This window comes from Asticcacaulis sp. (assembly GCF_027484505.1).
Lineage (GTDB): Bacteria > Pseudomonadota > Alphaproteobacteria > Caulobacterales > Caulobacteraceae > Asticcacaulis.
Genome location: NZ_JAIXSV010000302.1, coordinates 1 through 14,985 on the forward strand (window position 1 = coordinate 1; position 14,985 = coordinate 14,985).

Annotated in this window: 16 protein-coding genes; 4 read left to right on the forward strand and 12 right to left on the reverse strand. The window is 62.0% G+C overall.

Annotated elements, in window-relative coordinates; translation table 11 throughout:
• The first annotated feature begins 292 nt into the window (after positions 1–292).
• Entirely contained in the window at positions 293–1,756 is a 1,464-nt protein-coding gene (locus Q0072_RS17700) for a methyl-accepting chemotaxis protein (RefSeq protein ID WP_298332883.1), read from the forward strand.
• Between the two features lie 115 nt (positions 1,757–1,871).
• Positions 1,872–3,659 carry a bifunctional protein-serine/threonine kinase/phosphatase gene (locus Q0072_RS17705; RefSeq protein ID WP_298332884.1) on the forward strand — a complete coding sequence of 596 codons (1,788 nt, stop codon included), beginning with the start codon at positions 1,872–1,874 and terminating at the stop codon, positions 3,657–3,659.
• Between the two features lie 15 nt (positions 3,660–3,674).
• On the opposite strand, the gene Q0072_RS17710 is transcribed toward Q0072_RS17705, so the two are convergent.
• The 5 genes from Q0072_RS17710 to argH all read right to left on the reverse strand — a co-directional run bounded on the left by Q0072_RS17710 (position 3,675) and on the right by argH (position 7,949).
• Positions 3,675–4,070, reverse strand: a complete 396-nt coding sequence (locus Q0072_RS17710; protein ID WP_298332885.1) for a thermonuclease family protein — start codon at positions 4,068–4,070, stop codon at positions 3,675–3,677.
• A gap of 89 nt (positions 4,071–4,159) precedes the next feature.
• On the reverse strand, positions 4,160–4,696 hold the full coding sequence (locus Q0072_RS17715) for a DUF4175 family protein (RefSeq protein WP_298332886.1): 537 nt from the start codon (positions 4,694–4,696) through the stop codon (positions 4,160–4,162).
• Between the two features lie 126 nt (positions 4,697–4,822).
• Positions 4,823–6,139 carry a diaminopimelate decarboxylase gene (lysA, locus tag Q0072_RS17720; RefSeq protein ID WP_298332887.1) on the reverse strand — a complete coding sequence of 439 codons (1,317 nt, stop codon included), beginning with the start codon at positions 6,137–6,139 and terminating at the stop codon, positions 4,823–4,825.
• Between the two features lie 107 nt (positions 6,140–6,246).
• Positions 6,247–6,543 (reverse strand): hypothetical protein, encoded by a 297-nt coding sequence (locus tag Q0072_RS17725; protein ID WP_298332888.1) that lies wholly within the window; start codon positions 6,541–6,543, stop codon positions 6,247–6,249.
• Positions 6,540–7,949: an argininosuccinate lyase gene (gene argH / locus Q0072_RS17730; RefSeq protein WP_298332889.1), complete on the reverse strand. Its 1,410-nt coding sequence runs from the start codon at positions 7,947–7,949 to the stop codon at positions 6,540–6,542. Before argH ends, Q0072_RS17725 begins: the two co-directional genes overlap by 4 nt.
• Between argH and Q0072_RS17735 the strand changes: the two genes are divergently transcribed.
• On the forward strand, positions 7,948–8,643 hold the full coding sequence (locus Q0072_RS17735) for a TlpA disulfide reductase family protein (protein ID WP_298332890.1): 696 nt from the start codon (positions 7,948–7,950) through the stop codon (positions 8,641–8,643). The genes argH and Q0072_RS17735 overlap by 2 nt on opposite strands.
• A gap of 36 nt (positions 8,644–8,679) precedes the next feature.
• Here Q0072_RS17735 and Q0072_RS17740 read toward each other — a convergent pair whose 3' ends face one another.
• The 5 genes from Q0072_RS17740 to Q0072_RS17760 form a co-directional block, all read right to left on the reverse strand.
• Entirely contained in the window at positions 8,680–9,858 is a 1,179-nt protein-coding gene (locus Q0072_RS17740; protein WP_298332891.1) for a DUF418 domain-containing protein, read from the reverse strand.
• Complete coding sequence (locus Q0072_RS17745; RefSeq protein WP_298332892.1) at positions 9,855–10,313, reverse strand: hypothetical protein; 459 nt, start codon at positions 10,311–10,313, stop codon at positions 9,855–9,857. The genes Q0072_RS17740 and Q0072_RS17745 overlap by 4 nt, the downstream gene beginning before the upstream one ends.
• Positions 10,314–10,320: 7 nt before the next feature.
• Positions 10,321–11,199, reverse strand: a complete 879-nt coding sequence (locus tag Q0072_RS17750) for a 3-hydroxybutyryl-CoA dehydrogenase (RefSeq protein ID WP_298332893.1) — start codon at positions 11,197–11,199, stop codon at positions 10,321–10,323.
• Positions 11,200–11,500: 301 nt separating this feature from the next.
• Positions 11,501–12,433 (reverse strand): electron transfer flavoprotein subunit alpha/FixB family protein, encoded by a 933-nt coding sequence (locus Q0072_RS17755; protein WP_298332894.1) that lies wholly within the window; start codon positions 12,431–12,433, stop codon positions 11,501–11,503.
• Positions 12,433–13,179: an electron transfer flavoprotein subunit beta/FixA family protein gene (locus Q0072_RS17760; RefSeq protein WP_298332895.1), complete on the reverse strand. Its 747-nt coding sequence runs from the start codon at positions 13,177–13,179 to the stop codon at positions 12,433–12,435. Before Q0072_RS17760 ends, Q0072_RS17755 begins: the two co-directional genes overlap by 1 nt.
• 205 nt (positions 13,180–13,384) lie before the next feature.
• Here Q0072_RS17760 and Q0072_RS17765 point away from each other — a divergent pair, with 205 nt between their 5' ends.
• Positions 13,385–13,699: a hypothetical protein gene (locus Q0072_RS17765; RefSeq protein WP_298332896.1), complete on the forward strand. Its 315-nt coding sequence runs from the start codon at positions 13,385–13,387 to the stop codon at positions 13,697–13,699.
• 299 nt (positions 13,700–13,998) lie between these two features.
• Here the strand turns inward: Q0072_RS17765 and Q0072_RS17770 are convergent, their stop codons facing one another.
• The gene (locus tag Q0072_RS17770; protein WP_298332897.1) at positions 13,999–14,568 is read right to left on the reverse strand and encodes a cob(I)yrinic acid a,c-diamide adenosyltransferase; all 570 of its coding nucleotides are present in this window, start codon (positions 14,566–14,568) and stop codon (positions 13,999–14,001) included.
• A 7-nt stretch (positions 14,569–14,575) separates the two neighbouring features.
• Positions 14,576–14,776: a twin transmembrane helix small protein gene (locus tag Q0072_RS17775; RefSeq protein WP_298332898.1), complete on the reverse strand. Its 201-nt coding sequence runs from the start codon at positions 14,774–14,776 to the stop codon at positions 14,576–14,578.
• Positions 14,777–14,985: the final 209 nt, after the last annotated feature.

The following is a 14,985-nucleotide window of genomic DNA, read 5'->3' on the forward strand; positions in this document are numbered from 1 at the left end:
CGACCCATTAACGGTTGCGATCTTTCTCCTCCCCATTTTATGGGGAGGTGCCGAGTTTACGAGGCGGAGGGGTATCTTACAGCTTAAGTTTACCCCTCCGTCAGCGTCGCTTCGCTCGCTGCCACCTCCCCATGATATGGGGAGGAGAAACATCCAAATTACATCTTAAATCGTCACCACAACCTAGGGCTTTTATACGGCTGCCGCCTGAGCCGCTTCGCCTTGTTCAACACCTATAAACCATTTCAGCGGACCCTCGGCTCAAAACGCCATAACCGCCGAGGAACCGCCCATGACGCAAGCCGCCTTGTCTGGCCTGACGCCGGTGTCCGCTGAGACGACGGACACAACATCCGCGCATCAGGTCATCCACCGCATCTCGGATATTGCCGGTTCCGTAGGGCTCGAACTTCTTTCGGTGTCGGGCAATATCGAGACGGTGGTGCGCCGCCACGCCGATCAGACCCGCGCCCTGAAAACACTGGCCGACGCGGCCGCTGAGGTATCCGCGCAAAACGCCCGGCTGGTCGATCTGGCCCGTGAGGCCGAAGGCCGGCTGGATCAGTCGGCGCGCAACACCGAAAGCCGCGTCTCACAAGCCATTGGCGCTATGGAACACTGGGTCACGAGCGCTGAGGGACAGGCCTCGCGCATCACCGCCTTGTCCAGCAGCCTCGCCTCGGTGGCGCAGGTGGCGCGGTCCATCGAAACCATCGCGTCGAACACCAACCTTCTGGCGCTGAACGCCACCATTGAGGCCGCCCGTGCCGGTGAGGCCGGACGCGGCTTTGCGGTGGTTGCCGCCGAGGTCAAGGCCCTGTCGGCGCAGACGCGCGAAGCCTCCCGCCATATCCAGCAAACCCTGTCGGCCCTGACGCAGGAAATCGAAACCCTGACGCAGATCAGCGAAGACAATCTCGACATGGCGCGCGCCGTGTCCGGGCAGGGCAACGGCAAAGCGTCAGGCACCCCGTCGTCTCAGGACGCGTCTCGGGACTCTTCTCTGGCCGGTATCGGCGAAGCCTTTGATCAGGCGCGTGACACCTTGCGCGCCGTCACCGAAGGCGCGGGCCGCATCGAGGGCCGGTCCGGCGAACTGCGCGAAGGGCTGGGGCAATTGGCCTCCGATGTCGCCCAACTGGACACCCTCCTGACCGGGGGTGGCCAGCGGCTTGAAAAGGTGGCGATGGACGCCGAAGCCATCATGCAACTGACCTCATCGGCGGGTGTGGAAAACGCCGACAGCGCCACCGTGCGCAAGGCCACGGAAGCGGCTGAGCGCATCCGTCAGATGTTTGAAACCGCGCTGGCGAAGGGCGAGATCGCTCAGGCCGATCTGTTTGACGCCGATTACCGCCCCATCCCCGGCACAAATCCGGCCCAGGTCATGACGCGCTTCGTGGCCCTGACCGATCGTCTGCTGCCTGATCTTCAGGAAGCCATCCTCAGCAGCGACCCTCAGATTGCCTTCTGCGCCGCGGTTGATCGCAATGGCTTCCTGCCGACGCACAATCGCAAATTCTCACAGCTTCAGCGGCCCAATGATCCGGAATGGAACACCGCCCATTGCCGCAATCGCCGCCTGTTCAATGATCGCGTCGGCCTGCGCGCCGGGCAAAACAGCGGCCCCCCTCTGGTGCAGGCCTATCGGCGCGATATGGGCAATGGCGAATTTGTCATGATGAAGGACGTTTCTGCGCCCATAGTCGTGCACGGAAGACACTGGGGCGGATTTAGAATCGGTATCCGGCTTTAATTTTTTGCCATAATCCCGGTTTTCGTTTTATCGTTCTGTGACAGAAGACTGGACGTCTTGCATACCTGCCCACACGTGAGCGGGCACAAAGAGCGTCCAAAACACAGGACACCGCATGGCCAGCCTGCCTACCGCCACCCGTCTCAAGGCCGCCGTCGGGTTCGCCAGCCATATCGGCCGGCGCGACGACAATCAGGACTTTGCGGCCTCGTGTCTGGCCGATGACGGGTCGCATCACGGGCTGGTGGCGGCGCTGGCCGATGGCGTTGGGGGGCGCAAGGGCGGGCGCGTCGCCGCTGAGCTGAGCGTGCGTTCCTTCATCGACGACTATCTCAGCCAGACCGAGGCCCTGTCGCCGCAAAAGACCGCCGGGCGGGCGCTGGAAAGCATCAACTACTGGCTCCACCGTCAGGGGCAGAAGGACGAAAACGTCCGCGGCATGAGCTGCGCCTTTACCGGCGTGGTGATCAAGGGCAATCGCCTGCATTCTTTCCACGTCGGCGACACGCGGCTTTACCGCTGGCGCGAGGGCTATCTGGGTCAGATGACGCAGGATCATAAGCCCGAAGGCGGCGAAGATTCGCCCTACCTCACCCGCGCCATCGGCTTCGAAGAGGTGGTGCGCATCGACTACCGCATCCACGACATCTTCCCGCACGACCGGCTGTTGCTGTGTTCGGACGGCATGCACGGCAAGGTGCCGGAAGCCCAGATCAACGCCATCCTGTCCGAGCGGCTGTCGGCCGATGATACGGCGCAGAAGCTGGTTGATATGGCCATCAGCAATGGCGGCGATGACAACGCCACCGTGCTGATCATCGACATTTTCGAGTTGCCGCCTGCCACCGTCAAAGACCTTGATGCCGCCATGTCGCGCCTGCCCATGCGCGAGCCGCCAGAGGTGGGCGAAACCATCGACGATTTCAAGCTGGAAACCCTGCTGGCCGACGGCATGTACAGCCGCGTGTTCAAGGCGCGTGACCTGTCGGCCACTGGTCCGCTTTCGACCGTCGTGCTCAAATTCCCCAAGCCGCACAATCTGGGGGCCGAAACCCTGGCCCGGCAGGCCTTTGTGCGCGAAACCTGGGTGGCCAGCCGCGTGCAGCACATGTGGATCGGCTCGGTCCTGCAACTGCCGCCCAAACGCCAGACCTGCCTCTATGTGGCGCAGCCCTTCTATGAGGGGGAAACGCTGGAAAAACGCCTGTCGCGCAAGCCGGCCATTGGGCTGAGCGAAGGCATCGACATCGCCACCAAGCTGGCCAAGGCGCTGGGCTCGCTGCACCGGGCGGGGGTCATCCACCGCGACGTCAAACCGGACAATGTGATCCTGCTCAAAGATGGCGGGCTGAAACTGGTCGATCTCGGCTTTGCGCGCCTGCCCGCGCTCGACGAAAAGACGGGCGTGCTGCCGCCCGGCACCAACAACTACATGGCCCCGGAACTGTTCGATGGTCAGTGGGGGGATGAGCGTTCGGACATCTTCGCGCTGGGCGTCACCCTGCATCGCCTGTTCACCGGCGGCACCTTCCCCTATGGCGAAAGCGAGCCCTTCACCAAGCCGACGCTAAAACGTCCGGACCTTCTGACGCACAAACGTCATGACGCGCCCGGCTGGCTGGAAAGCATCATCCTTCAGTCTCTGGCCCCCAACCCGGATGAGCGCTTTCAGGACGGGTTCGAAATGGCCTTTGCGCTGGAAACCGGCTCTTACGGCGTCAATCCGGCCTCGATCCGCAAGGCCGCGCGCTTCCATCCGGCGCGCCCGTGGCAGATCGCCACGGCGGTGCTGACGGCGCTGGTGCTGTGGCTGGGGGCCCTGCAACTGGGGCTGATCGCCGGGCCGGACGTCGAAACGACCAAGGCCTTCCTGCGTGAGCACGGGTTTCCGGAGTTGAAGTAAGCCCGCCTCGCGCGCCTACTTATTATGCCGGAAATCCTCCGGGGCCCTGACCTCATAGGCCCAGGCTCCGGTGCGGGCGCGTTTAGCCGCCTCTTCGGCAGCGACATAGCGGTCAGAATAGCGGCGATAGGCCAGGGCCAACCCGGCCCGCACCTGCGCCTCGCCCAGATCGCGGCCTTCGACGGCGCAATAGGCCAGTAGGCGCCCATACTTGTCTTCGCCCTGCGGGTCACAGACCACCTCGGCCCCGGCCACCAGACGTTTCAGTTGCCGACTGGCGGCCTCCCCGCAGGCAAAGGCCCCGCAGTGCTGATCATATTCAAAGGCATCAACGCCTTCGAGGCGCACCTCGACGCCGTCCACGCGTAAGGAATCGCCGTCTATGGCCTCGGCCTCACCGCTGAGGGCCACGGTTTCCGGTTTGGGGGGTTGCGGCGATGAAGACGGCGCGGGTTTACACGCCGCCAGCGCGCCAATTACCAGAAGACCCGCCCAACGCCTCAGCGGGAGGCATCCAGTTGCGCCAGCACGACCGGCGCGTCCTTATGCAGGGGCATATAGGCCGAGGCGATCTGGCTCAGCGGCACCGGCCCTTGCATCAGATAGCCGAAGCCAAACAGAATAAGCATCAGATAGCGCAGGGCCAGCGGGTCGCCCTTGGCCATACCGGCCTTGGCCTTACCGATCTTCAAGGACGGCTGCTTCGCCTTGTGGCGCAGACCGATCAGCACGTCGGGCGTGACGCCATTATCGAGTGCCAGTCGCGTATTGATCTCGGTAAAGCTCGGCTGTCTGAAGCCGCGCAGGTTTAGCACAGCCGCAATAGCGGCCACTACAACACCCGCCGCCAGAACGCCCAGATGCCCCAGCGGGCTTAAGGCCGCAAACGCTCCCCATTGCGCGGCCACGGCAATGGCCCCGGCCAGCAGCAGAAACGGCGTCAGGGCAGGCAGGATCTGCTCCCAGATCATCACCACGTGCGTCCAGAACAGCGCCCGGTTCAGCTTGGATAAGGGTTTTGTCCGTTGCAGCTTCATGCCGTCCCCCAAAGACGTGCGGATTTAGAGCGCAATCCGATAAAGTGGACACCACTTTTCGGAAAAATTGCGCGACCACATAAAAATTTAGAGCCATTCGTCGGCTCAACTGAGCCTACGAATGCTCTAATCCCCGCGTACCCTATGCGGTCTTAACCATTCCGGCAAGACCTCACGGTTCATCATCTCCTCATAGGAGGGGCGAGGACGCACCACCGCCCAGTGGGTGTCACGCACCAACACCTCAGGGGCGAGCGGCCGCGAATTATATTCGCTGCCCATCACCGCCCCATAGGCCCCGGCCGACATGAAGGCGACCAGATCACCGGCTTTCAGCGCCGGCATGTCGCGGCCGCGCGTAAAGGTGTCGCCGGTTTCGCAGACGGGGCCCACCACATCATAGGTCGCCGTTTCGTTGGTCTGACCCGCCGTCACCGGGCGGATGTCGTGATAGGCGTCGTACATGGCGGGGCGGATCAGGTCGTTCATCGCCGCATCGACGACCAGGAACTTCTGACCGGAGTCTTCGCGCTCATGGATATGGATGACGCGCGACACCAGAATCCCGGCATTGGCGGCGATCAGGCGACCCGGCTCAAACGTATAGCGGACCCCCAGATTGCCGACGGTCAGGGCCACCATCTGGGCAAAGTCTTCCGGAGACGGCGGTTCGGGCATGTTGAAATAGGGCACACCCAGCCCGCCACCCAGATCGAGGCGCTCAACGCTCAGGCCACCGGCGCGCAGTTCCTGCACCCAGCCCTTCATCTTTGAGAAGGCCGCCTGCATGGGGGCGAGGTCTGTGATCTGGCTGCCGATATGGCAGGCAATCCCCATCGGGGCGATATGGGGGTCGGCGGCGGCCTGACCATAGAGGGCGATGGCTTCACGCGCCGAGACGCCGAACTTATCCTTGGCGCCGCCGGTGGTGATCTTGGCATGACCGCCCGCGCCGACGCCCGGATTGATGCGGATAACGATCGGCGCCACCACACCCAGAGACGCCGCGACGTGGCTGAGGCGTTCCAGTTCGGGCTTCGATTCGACATTGAGCTGATAGATGCCGGTTTTCAGCGCGAAGGCCATTTCGGCATCGGTCTTACCCACGCCCGAAAAGACGATGCGCTCCGGCGGAATGCCCGCCGTCAGGGCCTTGCGGATTTCGCCCTCGGATACCGTGTCGGCCCCGGCCCCCTGTTCAGCCAGAGTTTGCAAGACCGCCAGATTGGAATTGGCCTTGGTCGCATAGGCGATCAGCGGCGCTTCGTTTTTGGGGCTTTGCAGGGCCTCCTGAGCCCACAGGGCCTGAGAGAAGACCTGAAAATGCCGCTCAAACGTGGCGGAGGAATAGACATAGAGCGGCGTGCCGACGCGCTCAGCCAGTTCGCGGATGGATACGCCCTCGGCGTGCATCTCGCCGTCACGGATGTCAAAATGGTTCATGAGTGTAATGAAATCCTATGGAGACGAAATAAGGCCCCCACCACCGCATCTCAGCTACGCTTCGTGCGGTCCCCCTCCCCAGTAAACTGGGGAGGTATAAAATGGTTTTACTGGCGCTGGGCGTTGCCCGTACCTTCGAGCGGCGCGTCGGCGACCTTGCTGTTCTGCTGATAGGGGTCGGCCATCTCGTTCTTGAACTCCTTGCGCGGCAGAGCGCGCTCGGTCGCTTTACCCTCGGCCTCAGCCTTCTTCTTGGCGGCGACCTCTTCCTGAGCGCGTTTACCCCACAGCGGCGGCGCGCGTTCCAGATCGCCCTTCTTGGCACAGGCGGTCAGACCCAGACCGGAGATCGCGGCCAGCACAAGGGCGGCCTTCACAAACGAACGCGATACGGTAGCGGTCATGCCAAAATTTCCTTCCAACGCTGGATCTGTTCACGCACCCGCACAGGCGAGGTGCCCCCATAGGACAGGCGCGAAGCCGCCGAGGCCTCGGGCGTGAGGACACTATATACGTCTTCGGTAATCCCCGCCTCCAGTTTTTGCAGATCAGCGAGCGACAGTTGCGAAAGGTCCACACCCTGCCCTTCGGCCAGCTTGACCGCCGCGCCGGTAACGTGGTGCGCGTCACGGAACGGCATGTTCAGGTTGCGCACCAGCCAGTCGGCCAGATCCGTCGCCGTCGAAAAGCCCGATGAGGCCGCGGCCTTCATGCGCTCCAGATTGGCACTCAGGTCGCGCACCATGCCGGTCATGGCCGCCAGCGCCAGATCGAGCGATTCAAAGGCCTCAAACACCGGCGGCTTGTCTTCCTGCATATCCTTGGAATAGGCCAGAGGCAGGCCCTTCATTACCGTGGTCAGCGCGATCAGCGCGCCGTTGATACGGCCCGTCTTGGCGCGCACCAGCTCAGCCGCATCGGGGTTGCGCTTTTGCGGCATGATGGAGGAGCCGGTCGAGAAAGCGTCCGACAGGCGGATGAAACCGAATTGCGGCGTCGTCCAGATGACGATTTCTTCGGCCAGACGCGAGAGGTGCCCGGCGCAGATGGCGGCGTGGCTTAAGGACTCCAGCGCGAAATCGCGGTCGGACACGCCGTCCAGGCTGTTGGCCGTCGGGCGGTCAAAGCCCAGCGCCTGCGCCGTCATGTGACGGTCGATAGGAAACGGCGATCCGGCCAGAGCCGTCGAGCCCAGCGGGTTTTCATTCATCCGCTTGCGCGCGTCTTCGAAGCGCGTGGCATCACGGCCGAACATTTCGACATAGGCCATCAGGTGGTGGCCAAAGGTCACGGGCTGCGCCGGTTGCAGGTGGGTGAAGCCCGGCATCAGGGCGTCGGCATAGTCTTCGGCGCGCGTCACCAGCGCCTTTTGCAGGTCACGCAGTTGCGCAATCGTATAGTCCACGCGGTCGCGCACCCACAGGCGGAAGTCGGTCGCCACCTGATCATTGCGTGAGCGCGCCGTGTGCAGACGGCCGGCCGTCGCCCCGATCAGCTCACGTAGACGCGCTTCGACATTCATATGGATGTCTTCGTATTCGGCGCGGAAGGGGAAGCTCCCGGCTTCGATTTCGCCGATGATGGTTTGCAGGCCGGCGTCGATCTCCTCAGCCGCCTCGGCGCTGATGATGCCCTGTTTGGCCAGCATGGCGGCGTGGGCGCGCGATCCGGCGATGTCCTGCGCCCACAAACGTTTGTCAACCTCGATCGAGACGTTGATGGCTTGCATAATGGCGTCAGGTTGGGCAGAGAATCGTCCACCCCACATTTTCTGCCCGGCGGAATTGGGGGATTGCGAAGGATCGGTCATGAATGAGCCTCTGGACGAAAACACGGACACGGCGAACGCCGAAGCGCAGGCCCCGCAGACAGAGCGGACCAGACCGCCGCGCAAGCTGAAATTCAACCTGATCGTCGCGGGCCTGCTGGTCCTGATAATCGCCGTCTCCGTAGCGGCTGTGGTGCTGTTCCGTCAAGCCGAGACTGACGGGACTGTGCCCGCCGAAAGCGGCCCGGTCGCCGAAGGGCCGTTCAAGGCCTACGCCACCGGCGCGCTGGCCAAGCTGGAAACCCACGCCGCCCCGCGCCCCATCGAAGATATCGGCTTCCTCGATGGTGAGGGCAAGGCGGTCAAACTGTCGGATTTCAAGGGCCGTGTGGTGGTGCTGAACGTTTGGGCCACCTGGTGTGCGCCGTGCAAGGTCGAAATGCCGACCCTGGCCAATCTGCAAAAAGGCTATGACCCGCAAAAGGTGCTGGTCCTGCCGCTCAGCATCGACAAGGCCGAGGACAAGCCGGCGGTCGAAAAGGAACTCAAGCTCAGCGGCGGCCTGCCCGTCTATATGGACTCTGACATTCAGCCGATGAGCAAGTGGGGCATTGTCGGTATGCCGACGACGATCATCCTCGATAAAAACGGTCAGGAAGTGGCGCGCCTTGGTGGCGAAGCCAAATGGGACGCGCCGGAGGTCAAGGCATTGGTGGATGCGGTGGCCGCTCAATAACCATACCTCCCCAGTTTACTGGGGAGGTATGAGATTTTAGCGTATGGCCACCCAGCGCCCTTGGCTCAGGCAGCGCCACACCCATTCAAACGGGCCATAGCGGAACAGGCGCAGCCACAGGGCGCTGACGGCAATCTGAAACACCCAGATAGCGGCCACAATCGGCACCATCTGCGACAGCGATAATTGCCCGTAGAGGCCCAGCCCGCGCCCGCCGTAAAATACCGCCGTCATAATCAGCGACTGGCTGAGATAGTTGGTAAAGGCCATGCGTCCCACCGGGCTTAGCAGGGCAGTCACCCCCTTCGCCACCGGCAGGCGGCTAAGCAGCATCAGGGCGCTGGCATAGCCGAGACTGACGAAAAGACTGAGGAACTCCGCCGCCGCGCGGTGTGAGCCATAGATTTCCGGCTCCGGAAAGTTTTCGCGCAGTATGATCAGGTTCTGCCAACCGATGACCGTCAGCGCCCCCGCCCCCAAAACGATCGCCGCCACATGCCACAAGGTGCGGCGGGCATCGAAATAGCCGACCTTGAACAGGCCCAGTCCAATCATCATCAGGCCGATGACCTTGGGCGCAAAGACGGCGATCTGCGAGAATATGCTCATTGCCCACATGACGAAATTGGCGTGCAGGGATTGGGCAAATGTCCCCTGCATCAGGCGGATCGTGTCGGCAAAGCTTAGGCCGTCACTGCCGCTCAGGGCCTCGCCCAGTTGCTCACGCGGTACAAAGCTCAGGATAAACCCTGCCCCCACCACCATCAGCCCACCGATCAGCCAGGCAAAAATCCCCCAGCGCAACAGATGCGGCGTGCGGATGGTCAGGATATAGAACAGGCCGCACAGGGCATACATCAGCAGGATATCGCCGACCCAGATGGCCGCGCCATGACCCACCCCGATCAGGGCTAGCCACGCCAGTCGGCGAAAGCGCACGGTCTGCGTCACCGGCGTCGCCGGATCGTCTTTTTGCCCGACCAGAAACAGGCTGATGCCAAACAGCATGGCAAACAGGGTCAGGCATTTCGACTCAAAAAAGGTATGGATGACCCACCACGCCTGACGGTCAGCGTCGCTCAACGGGAGGGTCGCGCGCGCCGGGTTCATATAGACTTCAAGTGGCCAGCCAAAGGCCGGAGCATTGACGATCAATATGCCCAGCAGCGCGAACCCGCGGATATAGTCAAGGGCGGGATAGCGCTCGGCACTCATGTGGCGGGGACCTCGGCGATGACCTGCGGCGGGCGCTTGAGCAGGATCAGTTGGAACACGACGGCGGACGGCACGGCCAGCAGGACCTGAATGGCGACCATCGGCACGGCGACCAGCGCAAAGACCAGCAGATTGCTGAAACTCAGCTCAAAATTCTGGCTGAGGGTCAGATTGCTGAAGGCCATGACCGACCCCAGCGAACAGACGAGGAAGGCACAGCCGATCACATGGCCGACAGCGTGCAGGCGGTTTTTCGGCCCCTGAATGAGCCACAAGGACGTCGCACACACCATCCAGAACAGGGACAGGCCCATCTGACGCGCACCTTCCGGGGCGGCCAGCAGGCCCTGCGCTGCAAAGACGCGCGCTGCAAACCACACGCAGGCGTGCAGGATCGACGCCGCCAGCAGCGCCAGACTAAACCACAGAAACAGCGGGCGGCGGGCCGTGAGCAAGCGGAACTTACCTTGTCGGAACGGGCTTTTCGCCGCGATAGTCATAGAAGCCGCGCCCGGTCTTGCGACCGTACCAGCCGGCCTCAACATACTTTACCAGCAGCGGACAGGGGCGGTATTTGGAATCCGACAGGCCGTCATAGAGCACATTCATGATGGCCAGCACCGTATCGAGACCGATGAAATCGCCCAGTTCCAGCGGCCCCATAGGGTGATTGGCCCCCAGCTTCATGGCGGTGTCGATGGCCTCAACCGTCCCCACCCCTTCGTACAGGGTGTAGATGGCTTCGTTGATCATCGGGATCAGGATGCGGTTGACGATAAAGGCCGGATAGTCCTGCGCATTGGCCGTGATCTTGTCGAGGCTTTCGGCAAAGCGCACCGCCGCCTCATAGGTGTCGGTTTCGGTGGCAATGCCCCGGATGATCTCGACCAGCTTCATGATCGGCACCGGGTTCATGAAGTGCAGGCCGATGAAGCGCGTCGGACGGTCCGAGGCGGTGGCCAGTCGCGTGATCGAGATGGACGAGGTGTTCGAAGCCAGAATGGCTTCGGGTTTCAGGTGTTCGGACACCGACTTGAAGATAGCTTTCTTGATGTCTTCGTTTTCGGTCGCCGCCTCGATGACCAGATCGCAGTCGGCCAGCTCCGAGGCCATGGCCGCCGGCTTGACCAGCTTTACCGCATTGGCCGCCGTCTCAGCCGTGATGACGCCCTTTTCGACCGACCGGGCGATGCCTTTGTTGATCTTTTCGATCGCCTTGGCGATGGCGGCGGCCTGCTGATCGTAAAGGAAGACTTCGTAGCCAGCCTGCGCGCACACCTGCGCGATGCCCGACCCCATCTGCCCTGCCCCGATAACGCCGACGACTTTGATCTCTGTCATTTTGAACCCGCGGTACTTGTTATTATGGCAGGAGCTTAAACCGCCCCACCGGGTAATCAAGGGTTACAATAAAAAATCCCCGGCGCTGAGACGCCGGGGATACGGTAAGGGCACAGCTGTGATGATGATTTAACGTTTACGATCTTCCTCCTCCCCATTTTATGGGGAGGTGCCGAGTTTACGAGGCGGAGGGGTATCTTACGGACGGTAATACCCCTCCGTCAGCTTCGCTTCGCTCGCTGCCACCTCCCCACGGAGTGGGGAGGAGAAAATAGCCGCATTAAATCTTAAATGGTCACCTCTAGCCCAGCGCCTTGAGCAGAGCCGGAACGGCGGTCTTGTAATCTTCGACCAGACCGAAATCGGCGACCTGGAAAATCGGGGCTTCCGGGTCCTTGTTGATGGCGACGATGACCTTGGAGTCCTTCATGCCGGCAAGGTGCTGAATGGCCCCCGAAATACCGACAGCGATGTACAGCTCAGGCGCCACGACCTTACCGGTTTGCCCCACCTGATAATCGTTGGGGGCATAGCCCGCATCGACCGCCGCGCGTGACGCGCCGACTGCCGCGCCCAGCTTGTCAGCCAGAGGCTCGAGCACCGCCTTGAACTCATCGGCCGAACCCAGCGCCCGGCCACCGGACACCACCACCTTGGCCGCCCCCAGTTCCGGACGGTCCGAGACGACCTTTTCGTCCGACACAAAGCGCGTCTTCAGCGTCACCGCGGGAACCGCCACGGCTTCGACCGCCGCCGAACCGCCCGTCGCTGCCACCGGCGCAAAGGCCGTCGGACGCACGGTCAGCACCTTTTTGGCGTCCGCCGTTTTGACGGTTTCCAGCGCATTGCCCGCATAGATGGGGTGGACGAAGGTGTCGCCCGCCACCACGTCGATGACATCCGAAATGATCGAAACGTCGAGCGCAGCGGCGATGCGCGGCGCAACATTCTTGCCCGACGCGGTGGCCGGAATGGCGATGGCGTCATAGCCACCGGCCAGCGACACGATCAGGGCCGAAACAGCCTCAGCGATGTCGGCCTTCAGCTCGGCGCTTTCGGCGGTCAGCACCTTGCGCACGCCCGCCGCACCGGCGGCCTGAGCGGCCACGGCAGACGCCTCGCCATAGACCAGCACGTCGATATCCCCCGACAGCTTTTGCGCCGCCGTGATGACCTTCAGCGTGGTGTCGCGCAGGTGCGCGCCGTCGTGATCGGCTATAACCAGAACCGCCATCAGAGAACTCCTGCCGTCTTGAGGTTAGCGATAAGGGCGTCGGCGCTATCGACCTTGATACCCGCCGAGCGCTTGGCCGGTTCGGTGACCTTGACCACCGTCAGGCGCGCCGCCGCATCGACGCCGTAATCGGCCAGTGCTTTCGTATCGAGCGGCTTCTTCTTGGCCTTCATAATGTTGGGCAGAGAGGCGTAGCGCGGCTCATTGAGGCGCAGATCGGTGGTGATGACCGCCGGAAGCTGCACGCCCAGCGTTTGCAGGCCGCCATCGACTTCGCGGGTGACCAGCGCCTCTGAGCCCGCGATCTCCACCTTCGAGGCGAAGGTCGCCTGCGGCCAGTCGAGCAGGGCCGACAGCATCTGCCCCGTGGCGTTGTTGTCGCCGTCGATGGCCTGCTTGCCCATCAGCACGATGTCCGGGTTTTCCTGAGCCACCACGGCTTTCAGCACCTTGGCGACGGCCAGCGGCTCAAGGTCCTGATCGGTTTCGATCAAGAGGCCGCGATCGGCCCCCATGGCCAGGGCCGTGCGCAGGATCGCCTCGCACTGCGCCACGCCGATGGAGACGGCGACGATCTCGGTCACCGTGCCCTTTTCCTTCAGGCGCACCGCTTCTTCGACGGCGATTTCATCAAAGGGGTTCATGGCCATCTTGACATTGGCCAGATCGACGCCGGTCTGGTCAGACTTGACGCGGACCTTGACATTGTAGTCCAACACCCGCTTGACGGGTACCAGTACCTTCATGGTGAGCTTTCCTCGCAGCAAGCTTTGCATTTGATGTGTGTTTAGTGACGCCGCTGCCCCTCAAAGTCAATCGGTGTCGTGGCGGAAACCCGCGCATTTTATTGGCTTTCCGATCTCAACGGCAACCATTTCGCTTGCCTGAGGCGCGGTTTGAAGGCATGGAAACGGGCACTCAACTGATCGCGCCGTAGCGGAAGCCACCCGTATGAAAACCGACAAAAATCTTATCCTTCGCGTCAAGTTAATCGCGCTGGGGGTCTTCATAGTGGCCAGCATCGGCATTCTGGTTTACGGCGCGCTGTACGAAATGCCGCGCCGCAAGTGTGAGGCCAATGGCGGCTGGTGGTCGGACAAATACCGCGCGTGCAAAACGCCGGTCTATCTGCCGATTCTGACCAAACGTAAGCCGGGCGAGCCGCAAAAGATCCTGTGGCCGACCGAAGACGCCAAAGGCGCGTCTAATGGTTCGCCCAAACCGGTGGATCAGCCGGCGGCTTCGTCGGCCAGTGCGTCAAAGTAAGACTTAGCCACGAAAAACACGAAAATCACGAACGGTGTGTGTATGACGGCCTATGCCCGAAGGGCCTTGACGGCGATTACCACACACTAGATCATTATGATTTCTGGTAGAAACATAATGATCTAGATTTTGTTTCGCCCCTCGCCGGGCGGTGTCTTTGCCACCTTGGCCGCCGCCTCAATGGCGGCTTGAGCGGAATGATTCCATTTGAAATCATTCCGCTCTAAGCGTTACCGCGCTATATGCGGACTATCCCCGCAAAGGGTTTTGTGCTTTTCGTGTTTTTCGTGGTCAAAGCCCTAAACCTTGCCCGGTACCCACAGCACATCGGCGCGGCCCTGATCATTGGCGTGGCGCGCCAGCACGAACAGCAAGTCCGACAGCCGGTTGAGATAGGTCGTCACCGGCGCGCTCACCACCTCATCCGCCACCTGCGTCAGGGCCACGCAATCGCGCTCAGCCCGCCGCGCAATCGTGCGGGCCAGATGCAGATGCGCGCTCAGCGGCGACCCGGCGGGCAGGATGAAGGAACTGAGGGGCTCCATCTCGGCATTATAATGATCTATCGCCTGTTCCAGCCCCTCCACGCGCTGTGCATCGAGCCGCAGCGGCGTCCAGCTTTTGGGCTGACCGTCATCGGGCACAGCCAGATCGGCCCCCAGATCGAACAGATCGTTCTGCACCTGCGCCAGAAGGGCATCGACCGCACCGTCCGCAAACAGGCGCGCCACGCCCAGCGCCGCATTGGCCTCATCGACGCTGCCCATGGCCACGACGCGCGCATCGGTTTTCAGCCGCCGTGCCCCGTCGCCCAGCCCGGTCGTCCCGTCATCGCCGGTGCGCGTGTAAATCCTGTTGAGCTTGACCATAAGCGGTTCAGTGTCCCGATTTCCACCAGGCCAGCAGGCACAGAAGGCCGATGGCCACGGCCTGAAGCATGACGCGCCACTGCATCAGCTTGTTCGACCAGCGCTCGCCAAACCGGCCGCCGCGATAGAGGCTGAACACGCCTATGCCCAGTACGACAAGGACCGCAAACATCGCCAGCAAGGCGGCAATCAGAAGAAAGGTGCTCATCGCGGACTCGCTCAACAACAGGCTTTGAGAAAACAACCGGCCTGTATCAACCATGGTAACGCCAAAAAATCCAGACCGCCATACGTGTTGTCTAGGGTTTGTGGGGATTCACAGATGAATCGAATTGTGATTCATACTGTTCATGGACCGCAATATTCTAACCGATGCCCAATGGGCGAAGATCGAACCGCATTGCTTGGGGAAACGCA